Genomic DNA, 16,259 nt, shown 5'->3' with positions numbered 1-16,259 from the left:
TGAGTATGCAGAGTCACCGAAAGCCGGTGGCCACAGAACCCCGGAGCGTTTCAATGACCGCAGAAACCAGCACCCAGGATCTCCTTCCTGCCGAACTCACCATGGGCACGGTGATGCTCAAGGTCGGCGACATGAAGCTCATGACCGATTACTACCAGCGCGCCCTCGGCCTGGAGACTGTGGCCGAACAGGACGGCGGGCTCTATCTGGGCCGCCGGCAGAAGCCGCTGGTGCACCTCGCCCCCGCCCCCGGCTTGAACCTTCCGTCCCGCGGTGAGGCCGGCCTCTTCCACACCGCACTCCTTTTCGAGGACCAGCACTCCCTCGCGGCCACGGTTGCCACCGCGGCCCAGTATGAACCCCAGTCCTTCACCGGGAGCGCGGACCACCTCGTCAGCGAGGCCTTCTACTTTAACGACCCCGAGGGCAATGGCATCGAGCTGTACTGGGACCGGCCGCGGGAGGCGTGGTCCTGGGAGGGCAAGAACGTCGTGATGGACAGCCTGGCGCTGCCGCCGCAGCGCTACCTGCAGCAATTCCTGACCGAAGAATCCGTGACCGGCCAGCGCGACGCTGCCGCCGGCGTCGGCCACGTCCACCTGCAGGTGGGCGACGTCCAGTCCGCGCAGGAGTTTTACGTCGGCACACTCGGCTTCGAGAAGACCGCGGGCTGGCACGGCCAGGCGCTGTTCGTCTCCGCCGGCGGCTACCACCACCACATGGCCATGAATGTGTGGAACAGTCGCGGCGCCGGCCCCCGCCGCGACACGCTGGGCCTGGGCGAGGTGCTCATTGAAGTGCCGTCCGGTGACGACGTCGGAGCCCTGGCCGACCGCCTGAAGGTCGCCGGCGTCGCCGCGCACCACACCGGCGCCGAGCTGCGCTTCGAGGACCCGTGGCGCAACCGGATCCGCGTCGCCGTGCGCTAGCCCCAGCCTTCAGGGACATGCCCAGCGCGGCCGCCCAGCGATGGACATAGTGCCTTTATGTCCAGTGGCCGAGGCCAGGGGAGGGCATGTCCGCGGGCGGCGCGGGATGGCCGGGCTGGAAGTGGACATGTCCTTTCGTGGCTGACAGGGCCGCGGTGCATGTCCCTTTGGGGCGGCCAGCGTTGGACATGGCCTCTAGTTGGACATAGTGCCTTTATGTCCAGCGGGCGCGGCCACGGGAGGGCATGTCCGCGGGAGACGGCGCGGGATGGCCGGGCTGGAAGTGGACATGTCCTTTCGTGGCTGACAGACCGCGGTGCATGTCCATTCTTGGCGGCCACCAATGGGTATAGAGGCTTTATGTCCAGTGGCCGAGGCCACGGGAGGGCATGTCCGCGGGCGGCGCGGGATGGCCGGGCTGGAAGTGGACATGTCCTTTCGTGGCTGACAGGGCCGCGGTGCATGTCCATTCTTGGGGGCCACCAATGGGTATAGAGGCTTTATGTCCAGTGGCCGAGGCCAGGGGAGGGCATGTCCGCGGGCGGCGCGGGATGGCCGGGCTGGAAGTGGACATGTCCCCCTGTGGCTGACAGGACCGCGGTGCATGTCCCTTTGTCGCCGCCAGCGTTGGACATAGTGCCTTTATGTCCAGTGGCCGCGGCCGGCGGAGGGCATGTCCAGTCCGGGCGCTCAAGGCACGCTAGGCTGAAGCGACGCCAAAACCAGCGGTCCACGTGCCGCCGAACCCTAAAGGACTAGCTGCATGGGATTCACCGAAATCTTTGTGTCCACCCACGAAGACGCCCTCAAGCGCGCCGGCGCCCTCGAGAGCGGCGGCCCGGCCGCCCCCGGCGCCGTCCGCATCCCGGATATCAGCGACTTCGAGGTGGAACGGCTCGGCGACCTCGCCGGAGTGGCAGTGCACGCCCCGGGCGCGGACTACGAGCTGGCAATGGTGGACGTGGCCAGCGATTCGCTGCTCGGCGTCCCCGCCGCGATGGTCCGCACTCTGGCGGAACTGCTCAGCTACGAAACCGAAGGCGAGGGCGACGTCCTCGAGGACGTCGCAGTCAACTGGGCCGCCGAGGAGGACATGCCCTTCGGTCCCGACGAGGCCCGGGCCTACGTCCGCCGGATCGCGGAGCTCGCCGCCGCGGTGGACCCCGCCACCAGGTCCGGGCTCTACGTCTGGACCTCCTGAGCCGGCCTGCCCGGGTGTTCTGGGGTGCCCTGCCCGGGCGCCGCAACGGACCCGGATCGCCGTTCCCGGGCTGCGCCCTCGGCGCCGGGGCCGTGTCAAGTCGAAATCCCGCCGGTGATCTGGCACAATGAACAGGTACTCGATCTGCGTGGCCCCTCTCTCCGCGTCCGGATCTTGTCCTTTAGAACCCCCTAGTATGGCCCGCCCCACGGGTGCAGAACGCCGGGCTCGACCCCGTTTCAGAAACAGGAGTGACCACAAAAGTGGCCGTAAAGATTCGCCTTAAGCGCTTTGGCAAGATGCGCGCACCGTACTACCGCATCGTCGTCATGGACTCACGCTCCAAGCGTGATGGCCGTGCCATCGAAGAGATCGGCAAGTACCACCCGACCGAAGAGCCCTCGTACATCGAGGTCGACACGGACCGTGCCCAGTACTGGCTCGGCGTCGGCGCACAGCCGTCCGAGCAGGTTGCCGCGATCCTCAAGATCACCGGTGACTGGCAGAAGTTCAAGGGTCTCCCCGGCCAGGAGGGAACCTTGAAGACCAAGGCTCCCAAGGCTGCCTTCGTTACCCCGGAAAAGGGTTCCGTGATCATCCCGGAAGCCATCACCAAGAAGGCTAAGAAGGACGAAGCTGCCGAGGCCCCCGCCGACGCCGCCGAAGCAGAGACCACCGAGGCTGAGTAAATTGCTGGCAGAAGCGCTCGAACACCTGGTCCGCGGGATTGTTGACAGCCCCGAGGACGTCAAGGTCAGTGCGAAGAACAACCGCCGCGGGGAAACCCTCGAGGTGCGCGTTCATCAGGACGACCTCGGACGGGTGATCGGCCGGCAGGGCCGGACCGCACGCGCACTGCGCACTGTGGTTGCGGCGCTGGCGGACGGCGAGCCGGTCAGGGTCGACGTCGTCGACACGGACCGCCGCCGCTAAGGCGTTCAGCACTACTTGTCTTTAGCCCGGCCCCTTCACCAGACAATGGTGGAGGGGCCGGACTGTTTTCCACGCAAACAAGCCCCGACCAACCCGAACAGAGGACCAGATGCAGCTCCAGGTGGCACGAATCGGCAAACCCCACGGCATCCGCGGTGAAGTGACCGTCCAGGTGCTGACCGATGCGCCCGGCGACCGGTTTGTCCCCGGCACACAGTTCATCGTGGAACCCGCCTCCGCGGGGCCGCTGACCGTAATCAGTGCCCGGTGGAACAAGGACATCCTGCTGCTGGCATTCGAGGAGATCGAGACCCGCAACGAGGCCGAGGGCCTCCGCGGCGCCAAGCTGTTCATCGAGACCGAGGACATCGGCGCCGACGACGACGATGAGGGCTGGTACGAGCACGAGCTCGTCGGCCTGGACGTCCGCGTGGGCGGCAAGGTGGTCGGCAAGGTCTCCGCACTGCACACCCTGCCAGTCCAGGATCTGCTCGTGGTCACCACGGCCGAGGGCGCGGAAATCCTGGTCCCGTTCGTGGAACAGATCGTGCCCGAGGTCAACGTGGGCGATAAGTACGTCGTCGTCACCCCGCCGCCCGGACTCTTCGAGGTCAACGCCGACGAGACCCCTGAGCAGCCGTCCGCTGACAAGAAGGACACCGTGACCCCTGAGGCCACCGGCGCCCAGAATCGGGAAGAGCAGGGCAACGCGTAGATGAGAATCGACGTCGTCAGCATCTTTCCGGAGTACCTGGCCCCGCTGGAACTGTCCCTGATTGGCAAGGCCCGCCAGGACGGCCTGCTGGACCTGCGCGTCCACGACCTCCGCGACTTCACGACCGACCGGCACCGGACGGTCGATGACACGCCCTACGGCGGCGGCGCCGGCATGGTCATGAAGCCCGAGCCGTGGGCGCAGGCCCTCACCGCCGTGGCGGAGACCGGGGAACCCGGATCGGGCAAGCCGGTGCTTATTGTCCCGTCGCCGGCCGGAGAGCGGTTCACCCAGGCCACCGCGCATCAGCTCGCGGAGGAGGCCCAGCTGGTCTTCGCCTGCGGCCGGTACGAGGGTATCGACGAACGGGTCCTGGAATGGGCGGCGGAGCACTTCACGGTGCGCCCGATGAGCCTGGGGGACTACGTCCTCAACGGCGGCGAGGTCGCCGTGCTCGCCATGGTCGAGGCGATCGGGCGGCTGCTGCCCGGCGTCGTCGGCAACCCCGAATCCCTTGTGGAGGAATCCCACTCCGATGGGCTGCTCGAGTACCCCGTCTACACCAAGCCCTCCAGCTGGCGGGACCGGGACGTCCCGGCGGTGCTGCTGAGCGGCAACCACGGCAAGATCGCCCAGTGGCGGCGGCACGAGCAGTACCGTCGTACCGCCGAACGCCGCCCCGACCTCCTGGCGGAATTCGACGCCGGCAAGCTGCCCCGCGCGGACCGCACGGCGTTCGCCGACCTGGGGTACGACGTCGTCGACGGCCGGCTCAAGCGGCGTCCCGACGCCTAACCGCCGGGATTGAGCTAATAACCGCCGGGATTGGGCTAACCGGCACCGAATGTGGCAAAATTAGTCCTTGTGCCTGCTGGGTTGCGAACCTGCCACAGGGGGAGCGCCACCAACAGCCCGGCACCCCGGTCCCGTCTATTCCTGACAGGGCCGGATTGACAAACTTTCGGCGGAAATTTCCGGGCCGCATGCGCCCCCGGGCATGTCCGCCGTAACCCAACGTGAGTGACCTGTGGCGTTCACCAGGAGTGGATCAATGCATATCCTCGATTCCGTAGATGCAGCCTCGCTGCGCACAGATGTTCCCGAGTTCCGCGCGGGTGACACCATCAAGGTTCACGTGAACATCATCGAAGGCAAGAACTCCCGCGTCCAGGTCTTCCAGGGCTTCGTCCTGGGCCGCCAGGGCGATGGCGTCCGCGAAACCTTCACCGTCCGCAAGGTCTCCTTCGGTGTCGGCGTGGAGCGTACCTTCCCGGTACACTCCCCGATCATCGACAAGATCGAGCTCGTCTCCAAGGGTGACGTGCGCCGCGCCAAGCTTTACTACATGCGTAACCTGCGTGGTAAGGCCGCGAAGATCAAGGAAAAGCGCGACTTCCAGACCGCAAAGTAAGTCTTCCCAGACTTCCAACGCAGTCTTCCACCGCGGGTCCACGGACCGTACCCGGCGCGTCAGCTAACGCGGCGCCGGAACCATCCGCAACAGCGCACATTAGTTCACAACAGCGCCAAGGGATACGGAACATGGAACAGCCAAAACGCCAGCCCAGGAAACCGGGCTGGCGTTTTGCGTTGCCGGCGCTGGTCCTCGCGGTGGCCATCAGCGCCGTGGTCCGCTCGCTGTGGCTGGACATCTACTTCATCCCGTCCGCGTCCATGGAACCGCTCCTGCGCACGGGGGACCGGATCCTGGTGTCGCGGACCGGCTTCCAGGGCCAGCCATTGAGCCGGGGCGACGTCGTCGTCTTCGACGGCCGCGGCTCCTTCGCCCCGCTGAACAGCGGCAACGGCCCCGTGGTGGACGCCCTGGCCGAAGCCGGACGCTGGCTGGGCCTTGCCGGCAGCGACACCACGTACGTTAAGCGCGTCATCGGACTGCCCGGGGACCGCGTGGTGTGCTGCGACGCCGGCGGACGGCTCACAGTCAACGGCCAGCAAGTTGCGGAACCCTATGTGTATCCGGGGGACACCCCGAGCCAGACGAAGTTCAGTGTCGAGGTGCCGTCCGGGCGGCTGTGGCTCATGGGGGACCACCGCTCCATGTCGGCCGATTCCCGAAGCCTCCTCGGTGCCCCCGGCGGCGGCATGGTGCCGCTGGAACGCGTCATTGGCCGGCCGGTACAGATCATCTGGCCGCTTGATAGATTTGCAGCAGTAGCGCGGCCCGGACCGGCCGCGACAACGACGACGACGAACGGACAGTAGATGCCCGAGACAGAACCGCGCACTCCTGATCCGCAGGGCCAGGACCTGCCCCGGGTTACCTCCTCGGCGATTCCCGACGAGCGGCAGCCCGAGCACTCCACAACCCGGCTGCCCCAGGCCCGGGTCGATGACCCGCACGCCCACGATGCGGGCCGTCCTGCCGGGACCGGTGCGGGCGGTGCTGCCGGGACCGGTGCCAGCGCGGCGTCAGAGGGCGAAAGCGCCGCGGCATCGCGTGCCGACGGCTCCGACCGGTCCGGCCGGTCCGACCGGTCCGTAGGGGAGCGTTCTGCCGGGCCCGCCCACGCAGGCGGTCACTCCCGGCGCGCCAGGAAGGCCAAAGCCCGGGAAGGGCGCAGCCCGCTCTTCCTGTGGCTGAAAGAGGTGGCCACGGTGGTCATCGTGGCGATCGTGCTGTCCTTCCTGATCAAGACCTTCCTGTTCCGGGCTTTCTACATCCCGTCCGAATCCATGGTCAACACCCTGGATGTCAATGACCGCATCTTCGTCAACCTCCTCGTGCCGCAGCCCATCGCACTTGAACGCGGCGACGTCGTCGTGTTCAGGGACAGCCAGGGCTGGCTCGCCCCCGCCGAGCAGAAGACGAAGGGGCCGTTCACGTGGGTGCAGGACGGGCTGACGTTCGTCGGCCTGCTTCCGGACAACTCGGAACAGCACCTGGTCAAGCGGGTCATCGGTCTCCCCGGAGATCACGTGGTGTGCTGCGACGCGGGCGGGCAGCTCACCGTCAACGGCGCGCCGCTGAACGAGAAGTACATCAACTCCGCGGAGATTCCCCAGGTCCGCGACTTCGACGTCGTCGTGCCGGCCGGCAAGGTCTGGGTCATGGGCGACAACCGCAACCACTCCGCAGATTCCCGCGCACACATGGACACCAACGGCGGCTTCGTCGACGAGGCCGATATCGAAGGCAAGGCTGCCGTCATCGCGTGGCCGCTGAGCAGGATTTCGGCACTGGATAACTATCCGGACGTGTTCCGCGCCGTGCCGGCACCGGCCGGAAAGTAAGCTGCCCGCCATGTCCGATGCCCCCACCCTCGACTACGAACGCCGCTTCCGCCGCTCCGGCGCGCGGCTGCTCGCCGGCATCGACGAGGTCGGCCGCGGCGCCCTCGCCGGGCCCGTCAGCGTGGGGATCGCCGTCGTGGACCTGCAGCGGCAGAAGCTCCTGGCCGATGTCCGGGACAGCAAGCTGCTCAAGGTCGCGGACCGGGAGCGGCTGGTGCCGCTCGTCCGGGCCTGGAGTGTTGCCTCTGCCGTCGGTCACGCGTCCGCGAACGAGATCGATGAACTCGGAATCATCGGCGCATTGCGGCTCGCCGGCAACCGGGCCTGGTTCGCGGTGCTCGCCACCGGCGTCACGCCCGAGGTGGTCCTGCTGGACGGCAGCCACAACTGGCTCTCGCCCGATCTCCAGCCCTCACTGTTTGACGACGGACCCGCCGAACCGGGCTGCGACGCCCCGGTGCACACGCTCGTGAAAGCCGACATGCAGTGCCTCAGCGTCGCCGCCGCCAGCATCATCGCCAAGGTGGAGCGCGACACCATGATGAGCGAGCTGCACACCGAATACCCGGCCTACGGCTGGGACGAGAACAAGGGCTACGGCACCGCCGCGCACAAGGAAGCCCTCCGCGTTGCCGGGCCCACGCCGTACCACCGGGTCAGCTGGCAGCTGCTCTAGCCTGCCGCTGCTCTAGCCTGCCGCTGCTGGCAGAGCGGCACCGTCGCGCCGCCGGCCGGTCACGTGGCGCGCGGCCGGCGCCGGATGGTGCAAGATGGAACCATGAGTGCCGAGGACCTTGAAAACTATGAAACCGACATGGAGCTACAGCTCTACCGCGAATACCGCGACGTCGTCGGGCTGTTCAGCTATGTGGTCGAGACCGAGCGGCGTTTCTACCTGGCCAACCACGTTGACCTGCAGGCCCGCAGCGCCGACGGCGAGGTCTACTTCGACCTGACGCTCCAGGACGCCTGGGTGTGGGACGTCTACCGCTCCGCCCGGTTCGTCAAGAGCGTCCGCGTCATCACGTTCAAGGACGTCAACGTCGAGGAACTGCCGCGCAGCGAGGAACTCGCCCTGCCCAAGGTCGAGGACCTGGGCAACTAAACCCGGATTGCCAGCGTCGGTTCCTGGCGCCGTTTCCTGGGCTCCGTTTCCAGTCCCTGCTTCCTAGCCCCTTAGCGGCGCAGGATTCCCGTTGCGGTCCAGGGCAATGCCCTGCTGCCGCAGCAGGTCCAGCACACTCTCGGGATACGAACTGCAGCCATCCGGGCTTGCGGGTCCCCGCTCCGCCGCGTGGTCGGACGCTGTGTCGCTGATACCGATGGTTGCGACTGCCGCCTTCCATCCGCCGAGCACCTCGAGTTGCCGGGGGACCCACACATTGGCCGCACCGTTGACGTAGTCCCACACTTTGGGGTGGACGCCCGGGCCCAGATAGATGCCACCTTCCGCCGCCCGGGTGACGAGTGTGGGCAGCGGCAGGACCCCCATCAACTGCGCAGCCTGATGCTCGGACATGTTCCACGGCGCTTCGTCGAAGTAGTACCAGCTCGCTGCACAAATGCCATAGAGCTTCGGACCGAACTGCGCGTAGTTGAGGTAGAGCTCCATGATCCGTTGATGGGTCAGGGTGAGGCTGAACTCGGTCGCAAGGCCTGCCTCCAGGCCCTTCCTCAGGGCGTTCGGTTCGGGCCACAGGAAGATGTTCTTCACGAGCTGCTGCGGGACCGTGGAACCGCTCGGGTCATCCTTGCCCTGCAAGTAGGCGACGGCTCTGTCGCGGAAATCGTCCAAGGAGAACGCGCCAACCCGCGTTCCCAGCTGCTGGTCTTCGTGGGCGACGGCCGAGGCGATGACGTAGCGGCTGATGTGATCCAGGGACACGTACTGGTAGGCGATCGGGCCGCCGTTCTCCAGCATGTAGGCAGTCCGCGGGGGAGTGAACCAGATGAAAGAGACGGTGGCCAGCTCTGTGGCTACCACCATGGCGAGGGCAAGCTTGAGGATCCTGGCGAGGAGCCGTCGCACCCGGTGCCCGGGCTTCCTTTCCCGCCCTGCGGGCGCTTTTGGCTCGCGCCCTGCAGGCTCGCTCCCTAGTGGCCCGCTCGCTAGTGGCCCGCTCGCTATTGGCTCGCGGCCCAGCGGGTCGCGGCCTTGGGAGCCGCGCCCAAGAGGCCCGCGGCCTGCAGAATCGCGGGCTGCCGGAGGCCGGGCGGGGGCAGCCGGCCCATCCGGCTCGCGGGGCGGATCCGTGGCCTGCTCGGTTCCCGGCGGCGGGGCCTCCGCCAGCGGAGCCGCACGGTGTTCCATACGCCGATCCTTTGGGCCGATCCTTTGGAGCGAATGCGGGCGCCCCAGCTGAATGTGCGGGGGTTGGAAAAAGCCTAGGCGGCCCGGGCGGTTATTGGCTACGTTTCGTTGCCTGACAAACGCCTCAACACGTCCCGTCAATGCCGCCACGACTTTGACCACCGGCCGAGCTTGCCCAGCAGCCGCCCTGAGCCCACCCTGGATCCGCCTGACTGGCCGCCTCCGGCAGGATGGATTCGGCGAAGTTTCCCACATAGCCAAAGTCGTCCCTGTGCTCGTTCCTGGTGGCGCTTCACGCTGGAAGCATGAGAGCCAAGGATGTGCTGGGCCGGCGCGGGGAGGAACTCGCCGCCGGGTATCTTGAATCGCTCGGCATGCGCGTGGTGGAGCGCAACTGGCGCTGCCCGGAAGGCGAGATCGACATTGTCGCCCTCGACGGCGGCGCGCTGGTCATCGCGGAAGTGAAGACCCGGAGGTCCCTCGCGTACGGGCATCCCTTCGAGGCAGTCGGTGCGGACAAACTGGCCCGCCTCCACCGTCTTGCGGCCGCGTGGTGCCGCGTCCAGGGGCTGCGCATGCCGCCCTGCCGCGTGGACGTGATCGCCGTGCTTGACGACGGCGTCGGGGAGCCCGCAGTAGAGCACCTCAAAGGGGTGGGGTAGGTGGCTCTGGGCCGGACCTATTCCGTCGCCCTCGTGGGCCTCAACGGGTACATCGTGGAGGTCGAGGCCGACATCGGCCAGACCCTGCCGGCGTTCGTGATCCTGGGCCTGCCGGACGCCTCGCTCAACGAGGCCAAGGAACGGATCCGCTCAGCGGCCCATAACTCGGGGATCCCGCTGAGCCGCCGGAAGATCACCGCAAACCTCATCCCGGCGTCGCTGCCTAAACGCGGCTCCGGCTTTGACCTCGCTATCGCCATGGCCGTCCTGCTGGCGGCGAACGACATCCGGCCAACGGGCCGCACCGTCTTCATCGCCGAACTCGGGTTGGACGGCAGGCTGCGGCCCGTGCGGGGCATCCTCCCGGCCGTGATGGCCGCTGTACGGGCCGGTTACCCTGAGGTCGTCGTGGCCCGTGCCAACGTGGCCGAGGCCGAACTCGTCCCGGGCGCACAGGTCCGGGGCTATGCCACGCTGGCCAGGCTCGCCTTCGACTGCGGCGCGGATCCGCAGGACCTGGCGCTCGACTTCCAGCCCGAGCCCGAGGACGCCGATTTACCCGGCACCGGCGGCAGTCCCGCGCTGGCACCGGACATGTGCGACGTCTCCGGCCAGGAAGCGGCGCGCCGGGCCCTGGAAGTGGCCGCCGCCGGCGCCCACCACCTGCTCCTGACCGGACCGCCGGGTGCCGGCAAGACCATGCTCGCCGAGCGGCTGCCGGGCCTGCTGCCTGACCTGGGCGACACCGAGGCCATGGAGGTCACCGCCATCCACTCCCTGTGTTCGCTGCCGTCCGCTTCCGTGCAATTGCTGCGCAGGCCGCCCTACGAGAACCCGCACCACACGGCGACGGCGGTGGCCATCATCGGCGGCGGGTCCGGGCTGCCCCGGCCCGGGGCAGCCTCCCGGGCGCACCGTGGAGTGCTTTTCCTGGACGAGGCCCCGGAGTACGACCGCGGTGTCTTGGACGCGTTGCGGCAACCGCTGGAAAGCGGCGAGCTGGTCATCCACCGCTCGGCCGGAGCCGCGGCCTATCCTGCCCGGTTCCAGCTGGTCCTCGCGGCGAACCCGTGCCCCTGCGGCAAGGCGACGGGGAAAGGCGTTGACTGCATCTGCACCCCCACCATGCGCCGCCGGTACCAGGCCCGGATGTCCGGACCCCTGCTGGACAGGGTCGACATCCAGCTTGAGGTGGAGCGGGTCTCGCTCGCCGCCTTCGGCCAGGCAGCCGCCGAGGAAACGACTGCGGTCATTGCCGAACGGGTCCGGGCTGCCCGGAACCGTCAGCTGGAGCGGCTGCTGCCGTTCGGGATGGAGACGAACTCGCAGGTGCCGGGGCGGCTGCTGCGCGGAGTCCTGCGGCTCGATGCGCCCACGACGCGCATCCTGGACTACGCACTGGAGCGCGGTGTCCTGACCGCACGCGGCTACGACCGCGTGCTCCGCTTGGCTTGGACCCTTGCTGACCTGTCCCGTCGCGACGTGCCGGACGCGGACGACGTCGGGCAGGCGCTCGGCCTCCGTCAGGCCGCCGCGGCCTCCCCGTGAGTCCGCCGGCACCACCCCGCACCAATCCCACAACCGAACCCCGCACCCGAAGCCTGCCCCCGAACCCTGCACCCCGCGAAAGGAACCACGATGAGGGATGACGAACGGATAGCCCGGGCCGCCCTGTCCCGTTTGTTCGAGCCGCAGGATGCGGTGGCACTTGCACTGGTGCAGGCCGCGGGAGCGCAGGATGCCTTGCGGATTGTTAGCGGCGGCCTCACCGCCGGTCCGGAGCTTGAGCGGGAAATCACCGGAATCCTGGCTGACAGCGGTTCCGGCAGCAGCTGGTCGGGGCTAGGCGGGGCGCTGCGGCGCTGGGCGCCGCGACTGCCGGACCTCGCCCCCGAACGGGACCTGGCCACCATGCAGCGGCTCGGAGGACGGATCATCATTCCCTCGGATGAGCTGTGGCCGCGGCAGCTTGCGGACCTCGGCCTCCAGGAGCCCTTGTGCCTGTGGTGGCGCGGCGTGGAGCAGGAGCTGCCCACGGCGGCCCGGTCCATAGCACTGGTGGGCTCCCGGGACAGCACCAGCTACGGTGCTTCCGTGACGGGGGATCTCGCGTATTCGCTGGCCCAGCGGGGCTTTACCGTCGTCTCCGGCGGCGCCTACGGGATTGACGCCCACGCTCACAGGGCGGCCCTGGCCGGATCCGCCGGCGGCGTGCCCACCATTGCCGTGATGGCCGGGGGAGTGGACCGCTTCTACCCTGCCGGCAATGAGGACTTGCTCCGGGCCGTGGCGGACCATGGCGCCGTCCTGGCCGAGGTCCCGCCCGGCTCCGCGCCCACGCGTTACCGCTTCCTGCAGCGCAACCGCCTCATAGCGGCGCTGGCCGCCGTCACCGTGGTGGTCGAGGCCAGGTGGCGCTCCGGTGCCCTCAACACGGCCCACCATGCCGAAAGCCTGGGCCGGGCCGTGGGTGTCGTACCCGGATCCATCCATAGCGCCAACTCCGCCGGCTGCCACAGACTGCTCCGGGAAGGCGGGGCCGTCTGCGTCACGGATGCGGGGGAAATCGCCGAGCTCGCCTCCCCGAGCGGAGAGTCCCTGCCCCCGGACAAGCCCGGCAGGACGGAGGCCCACGACGGCCTCACGCTTGAGGACCTGATCCTGCTCGATGCCCTGCCGCTGCGGGCCACCAGTTCGGTCGAGAAGCTGGCGTCAGTGGCGGGCCTGAGCCCTGAGTCGGTCCGCGCAGGACTTGGCCGGTTGGGGCTGTTGGGTCTCGCCGAATCGCATCAGGGCGGCTGGAAACGCTCCGGGAAAGCGAGCTGACCCGATGAACGCTGCCGGCATGACGCGGCTCGCCGCCCGGCTCCTTGAATGCGGCCGGATTACTGCCAGAGTAAGAGCGTGTCTATCCAGAAACTCCCCACCGCGTTGGACGGCGCAGCCGCACGCTTCGGCCGTTATCTGGAGGCCGAGCGCGGACGGTCTGCCCATACGGTGCGCGCTTATTGCTCCGACATTGAAAGCCTGCTCGCGCACGCCGCGACCGAGGGGGTCCAGGACCTTGCCGGGCTGGAACTGGGAACCCTGCGACGCTGGCTTGGCGCCCAGAGCGAGTCCGGCAAGTCCCGCGCCACTCTCGCCCGCCGTGCCGCGACCGCCCGGGCCTTCACCGCCTGGGCTGTCCGCGAGGAACTGATCGAAGCCGACCCGGCCCTGCGCCTGAAGGCCCCGAAGCGGGAGAAGACCCTCCCCGGCGTCCTTCACCAGCAACAGGTGCAGCGGCTCGTGGCCGGCGCGGAAGCCGCCTCCGCCGAGGGAGATCCGCTGGCGTTGCGCAACCGCGCCATGCTGGAACTGCTCTACGCCACCGGTGTCCGGGTTGGCGAGCTGGCCGGCATGGATGTGGACGACCTCGATCCGGACCGCAGGACCTTGCGGGTGCTCGGCAAGGGCAACAAGGAACGCACAGTTCCCTACGGGCTGCCGGCGGCGCTCGCCGTCGACGACTGGCTCCGTCGTGGCCGGCCGGCCCTCGCCACCGGGACCAGCGGCCCGGCCCTCTTCCTGGGCGCGCGCGGCGGACGCATCGACCAGCGCCAGGTCCGCAGCGTGGTCAAGGACATGCTCGAGGGGCTGGGGGATACCGCCGCCACCGGGCCGCACGCCCTGCGGCACTCGGCGGCGACGCACCTGCTTGACGGCGGGGCGGACCTTCGTGCCGTCCAGGAAATCCTCGGCCACAGTAGCCTCGCCACCACGCAGATCTATACCCACGTGTCAGTTGAGAGGCTCCGCCAGAGCTATCAGCAGGCGCACCCGCGGGCCTGAGGATCGGGACGCAGCTCGCCCGCGGCCCCGGCCCGACAACCCGTGCGGCGCGCCGGAAAAGACGCGCCGAATCCTACTGGCGTAATTAGGAGGGGTAGGGCAGAATAAAACTCACGCCCGGGAAGTTTCAAGTTGAGCTTGAAGCTGGAATGCTTCACGTCCCAGCTTGGAACCCGGTTGTATATTTGTAGTCTGGCAGGGACCGCCGGCATGATTTCGGATCCGCGCAACAGACAGACATCCAGGCAGAGGTCGTTGGGGAAGACGTACCTACAGCTATGGAGGATGGAATGTCTGTTGCACTGACCCGAGGTGTGTTGTTCGTTCACTCGGCCCCGACTGCCTTGTGCCCCCACGTCGAGTGGGCCATAGGGTCTGTCGTGGACAAGCGGACGGACCTGGAGTGGACCGCTCAGCCTGCCGCGCCCGGAATGTTCCGGGCCGAGCTGTCGTGGACCGGAACCCCGGGCACGGGGGCTCAATTGGCGTCCGCTCTGCGCGGCTGGGCGCACCTGCGCTATGAAGTGACCGAAGAACCGAGCCAGGGCGTCGACGGCGGACGCTGGTCGCACACCCCGGAGCTCGGGATCTTCCACGCCACCACCGATGTCCACGGCAACATCATGGTGTCCGAGGACCGCATCCGCTACGCCTACGAATCCGGCGCCGGCGACCCCTCGGCCGTCTATCACGAACTCTCGCTCGCCCTGGGCGAAGCCTGGGACGAGGAATTGGAGCCCTTCCGGCACGCCGCCGAAGGCGCCCCCGTACGCTGGCTCCACCAGGTCGGCTGAGGCAGGCACCAGGGGCAAAATCGCAGCATTATCCATAGCTAGGCTCCGCATCGCAGATGGCGGCAGTGTTCACGAACGCTGCCGCCATCTGTCATTCCGGCAGCCGCCACACGATCTGCCGCAGGACCGTCCCAGCGCCTGGCCCCCATGATGGGTCCGATCAGCAGCTGCGCGGAAGACCCTGCCGGTGACGACAGGGCGCTCAAAGCCGAGCCCGCCGGTGCGGACATCTGCCGCTTCAGCCAGGCCTCAAACGAGCGATGGCGGCAATGTTCCAGGGAACATTGCCGCCATCGTTCTTGTAGCGGGGGGGTGCGGTGCGACTACACGCTGCGGACCGCGATCACGGCGTTGTGGCCGCCGAAGCCGAAGGAGTTGCTCAGTGCGGCGATGCTGCCCGCCGGCAGGTCCCGGGCGGTCGTGACGACGTCGAGCGGGATTTCCGGATCCTGGTTCTCCAGGTTGATGGTCACCGGCGCCTTGCGGTCGTAGATGGCCATGACGGTCAGCACGGCTTCCACGGCACCGGAGGCGCCGAGCAGGTGCCCCATCTGCGACTTGGTGGCCGAGACCGCAACGCTGTCCACGTGCTTGCCCAATGCGGCTTTGAGGGCCGCGTACTCGGGCTTGTCGCCGACCGGGGTGGAGGTGGCGTGCGCGTTGACGTGCACGACGTCTTCGGGCTGGATCCGGCCGTCGAACATGGCAGCCTTGAGCGCGCGGGTGGCGCCGAGGCCCTCGGGGTCCGGGGCGGTGATGTGGTACGCGTCGGCGGTTACGGAGGTGCCGGCCAGTTCGGCGTAGATCCGGGCGCCGCGGGCCAGGGCGTGTTCCTCGGCCTCGAGGACCAGGGCGCCGGCGCCCTCGCCCATGACGAAGCCGTCACGGTCACGGTCGTAGGGGCGTGAGGCGTGCTCGGGATCGTCGTTGCGGCGCGAGAGGGCCTGCATGGAGGCGAAGGCGGCGATCGGCATCGGGTGGATGGCGGCCTCGGCGCCGCCGCAGACCACGACGTCGGCCTTGCCGGCGCGGATCAGGTCCAGGCCCATGTGTACGGCCTCGGTGCCGGACGCGCAGGCGGAAACGGGGGTGTGGGCGCCGGCGCGGGCACCCAGGTCAAGGCTTACCGCCGCAGCCGGGCCGTTGGGCATCAGCATGGGAACGGTCATCGGCAGGACGCGGCGGGGGCCCTTTTCGCGCAAGGTGTCCCACGCATCCAGGAGGGTCCAGACGCCGCCGATCCCGGTGGCGAAGGCCACCGCGAGGCGGTCGTGGTCGATCTCGGTGATGCCGGCGTCGGCCCACGCCTCGCGCGCGGCGACAACCGCGAACTGGGTGGAGGGGTCCATACGTTTGGCTTCGACCCGGCTCAGGACCTCGAGGGCCGGCGTGGTGGCGCGGGCGGCGAAGTGGACAGGCAGTTCGTATTTTGCCACCCAGTCGTCCTCTAGGGTGTGCGCGCCGGAGACGCCCTTGAGCGCGTTCTTCCACATCGTGGGGACATCGCCGCCGATGGGTGTGGTGGCACCCAGACCGGTAATGACTACTTTGCGTGCCATGGGATCACTCTCTGTCGGTGCGCCTGCCGTATCCGGAACCGCGAACGGGATGGCCGGGGCCTGCGAGGGGAA

The 16,259-nt window shown here is 68.2% G+C and carries 18 protein-coding genes; 16 read left to right on the top strand and 2 right to left on the bottom strand.

The window, feature by feature from the left end:
• Positions 1–53: 53 nt before the first annotated feature.
• From LDO15_RS13930 to LDO15_RS13880, 11 genes are all read left to right on the top strand, one after another.
• On the top strand, positions 54–929 hold the full coding sequence (locus LDO15_RS13930) for a VOC family protein (RefSeq protein ID WP_223979574.1): 876 nt from the start codon (positions 54–56) through the stop codon (positions 927–929).
• Between the two features lie 763 nt (positions 930–1,692).
• Positions 1,693–2,130 (top strand): hypothetical protein, encoded by a 438-nt coding sequence (locus LDO15_RS13925; RefSeq protein ID WP_223979572.1) that lies wholly within the window; start codon positions 1,693–1,695, stop codon positions 2,128–2,130.
• Between the two features lie 263 nt (positions 2,131–2,393).
• A complete protein-coding gene (rpsP, locus tag LDO15_RS13920) occupies positions 2,394–2,819 on the top strand; it encodes a 30S ribosomal protein S16 (protein WP_026266438.1) in 426 nt (141 codons plus the stop codon).
• A 1-nt stretch (position 2,820) separates the two neighbouring features.
• Positions 2,821–3,063, top strand: a complete 243-nt coding sequence (locus tag LDO15_RS13915) for an RNA-binding protein (protein WP_018773450.1) — start codon at positions 2,821–2,823, stop codon at positions 3,061–3,063.
• Between the two features lie 109 nt (positions 3,064–3,172).
• Positions 3,173–3,778: a ribosome maturation factor RimM gene (gene rimM, locus LDO15_RS13910; protein ID WP_223979570.1), complete on the top strand. Its 606-nt coding sequence runs from the start codon at positions 3,173–3,175 to the stop codon at positions 3,776–3,778.
• The gene (gene trmD / locus LDO15_RS13905) at positions 3,779–4,573 is read left to right on the top strand and encodes a tRNA (guanosine(37)-N1)-methyltransferase TrmD (RefSeq protein WP_223979568.1); all 795 of its coding nucleotides are present in this window, start codon (positions 3,779–3,781) and stop codon (positions 4,571–4,573) included. It begins immediately after the preceding gene.
• A gap of 256 nt (positions 4,574–4,829) precedes the next feature.
• Complete coding sequence (gene rplS / locus LDO15_RS13900; protein ID WP_091256284.1) at positions 4,830–5,189, top strand: 50S ribosomal protein L19; 360 nt, start codon at positions 4,830–4,832, stop codon at positions 5,187–5,189.
• Positions 5,190–5,320: 131 nt separating this feature from the next.
• Entirely contained in the window at positions 5,321–6,001 is a 681-nt protein-coding gene (gene lepB, locus LDO15_RS13895) for a signal peptidase I (RefSeq protein WP_223979566.1), read from the top strand.
• Positions 6,002–7,030 carry a signal peptidase I gene (gene lepB, locus LDO15_RS13890; RefSeq protein WP_223979564.1) on the top strand — a complete coding sequence of 343 codons (1,029 nt, stop codon included), beginning with the start codon at positions 6,002–6,004 and terminating at the stop codon, positions 7,028–7,030.
• 10 nt (positions 7,031–7,040) lie between these two features.
• Positions 7,041–7,706 carry a ribonuclease HII gene (locus LDO15_RS13885; RefSeq protein WP_223979563.1) on the top strand — a complete coding sequence of 222 codons (666 nt, stop codon included), beginning with the start codon at positions 7,041–7,043 and terminating at the stop codon, positions 7,704–7,706.
• 102 nt (positions 7,707–7,808) lie between these two features.
• Entirely contained in the window at positions 7,809–8,135 is a 327-nt protein-coding gene (locus LDO15_RS13880; RefSeq protein WP_018773443.1) for a DUF2469 domain-containing protein, read from the top strand.
• 63 nt (positions 8,136–8,198) lie between these two features.
• Here LDO15_RS13880 and LDO15_RS13875 read toward each other — a convergent pair whose 3' ends face one another.
• Positions 8,199–9,059, bottom strand: coding sequence for a transglycosylase domain-containing protein (locus LDO15_RS13875; RefSeq protein ID WP_223979562.1), 861 nt, complete (start codon positions 9,057–9,059; stop codon positions 8,199–8,201).
• Positions 9,060–9,646: 587 nt separating this feature from the next.
• Here LDO15_RS13875 and LDO15_RS13870 point away from each other — a divergent pair.
• From LDO15_RS13870 to LDO15_RS13850, 5 genes are all read left to right on the top strand, one after another.
• On the top strand, positions 9,647–10,003 hold the full coding sequence (locus LDO15_RS13870; RefSeq protein WP_223979561.1) for a YraN family protein: 357 nt from the start codon (positions 9,647–9,649) through the stop codon (positions 10,001–10,003).
• Entirely contained in the window at positions 10,004–11,551 is a 1,548-nt protein-coding gene (locus LDO15_RS13865) for a YifB family Mg chelatase-like AAA ATPase (protein WP_223979560.1), read from the top strand.
• A gap of 90 nt (positions 11,552–11,641) precedes the next feature.
• On the top strand, positions 11,642–12,829 hold the full coding sequence (gene dprA / locus LDO15_RS13860) for a DNA-processing protein DprA (protein ID WP_223979559.1): 1,188 nt from the start codon (positions 11,642–11,644) through the stop codon (positions 12,827–12,829).
• A gap of 78 nt (positions 12,830–12,907) precedes the next feature.
• Complete coding sequence (locus LDO15_RS13855; protein ID WP_223979558.1) at positions 12,908–13,834, top strand: tyrosine recombinase XerC; 927 nt, start codon at positions 12,908–12,910, stop codon at positions 13,832–13,834.
• 290 nt (positions 13,835–14,124) lie between these two features.
• The gene (locus tag LDO15_RS13850) at positions 14,125–14,628 is read left to right on the top strand and encodes a DUF3145 domain-containing protein (protein WP_026266435.1); all 504 of its coding nucleotides are present in this window, start codon (positions 14,125–14,127) and stop codon (positions 14,626–14,628) included.
• Between the two features lie 323 nt (positions 14,629–14,951).
• Here the strand turns inward: LDO15_RS13850 and fabF are convergent, their stop codons facing one another.
• A complete protein-coding gene (gene fabF, locus LDO15_RS13845) occupies positions 14,952–16,187 on the bottom strand; it encodes a beta-ketoacyl-ACP synthase II (protein WP_223979557.1) in 1,236 nt (411 codons plus the stop codon).
• Positions 16,188–16,259 lie beyond the last annotated feature (72 nt).

This window comes from Arthrobacter sp. NicSoilB8 (assembly GCF_019977355.1).
Classification (GTDB): Bacteria; Actinomycetota; Actinomycetes; order Actinomycetales; family Micrococcaceae; genus Arthrobacter.
Note: the sequence above shows the minus strand (reverse complement) of the source record. Positions and strands in the feature narration are given on the sequence as shown.

Coding starts and splice junctions, on each gene's coding strand:
- LDO15_RS13930 (WP_223979574.1), top strand. CDS start 54: ATGACCGCAGAAACCAGCACCCAGGATCTCCTTCCTGCCGAACTCACC.
- LDO15_RS13925 (WP_223979572.1), top strand. CDS start 1,693: ATGGGATTCACCGAAATCTTTGTGTCCACCCACGAAGACGCCCTCAAG.
- rimM (WP_223979570.1), top strand. CDS start 3,173: ATGCAGCTCCAGGTGGCACGAATCGGCAAACCCCACGGCATCCGCGGT.
- trmD (WP_223979568.1), top strand. CDS start 3,779: ATGAGAATCGACGTCGTCAGCATCTTTCCGGAGTACCTGGCCCCGCTG.
- rplS (WP_091256284.1), top strand. CDS start 4,830: ATGCATATCCTCGATTCCGTAGATGCAGCCTCGCTGCGCACAGATGTT.
- lepB (WP_223979566.1), top strand. CDS start 5,321: ATGGAACAGCCAAAACGCCAGCCCAGGAAACCGGGCTGGCGTTTTGCG.
- lepB (WP_223979564.1), top strand. CDS start 6,002: ATGCCCGAGACAGAACCGCGCACTCCTGATCCGCAGGGCCAGGACCTG.
- LDO15_RS13885 (WP_223979563.1), top strand. CDS start 7,041: ATGTCCGATGCCCCCACCCTCGACTACGAACGCCGCTTCCGCCGCTCC.
- LDO15_RS13880 (WP_018773443.1), top strand. CDS start 7,809: ATGAGTGCCGAGGACCTTGAAAACTATGAAACCGACATGGAGCTACAG.
- LDO15_RS13870 (WP_223979561.1), top strand. CDS start 9,647: ATGAGAGCCAAGGATGTGCTGGGCCGGCGCGGGGAGGAACTCGCCGCC.
- dprA (WP_223979559.1), top strand. CDS start 11,642: ATGAGGGATGACGAACGGATAGCCCGGGCCGCCCTGTCCCGTTTGTTC.
- LDO15_RS13850 (WP_026266435.1), top strand. CDS start 14,125: ATGTCTGTTGCACTGACCCGAGGTGTGTTGTTCGTTCACTCGGCCCCG.
- fabF (WP_223979557.1), bottom strand. CDS start 16,187: ATGGCACGCAAAGTAGTCATTACCGGTCTGGGTGCCACCACACCCATC.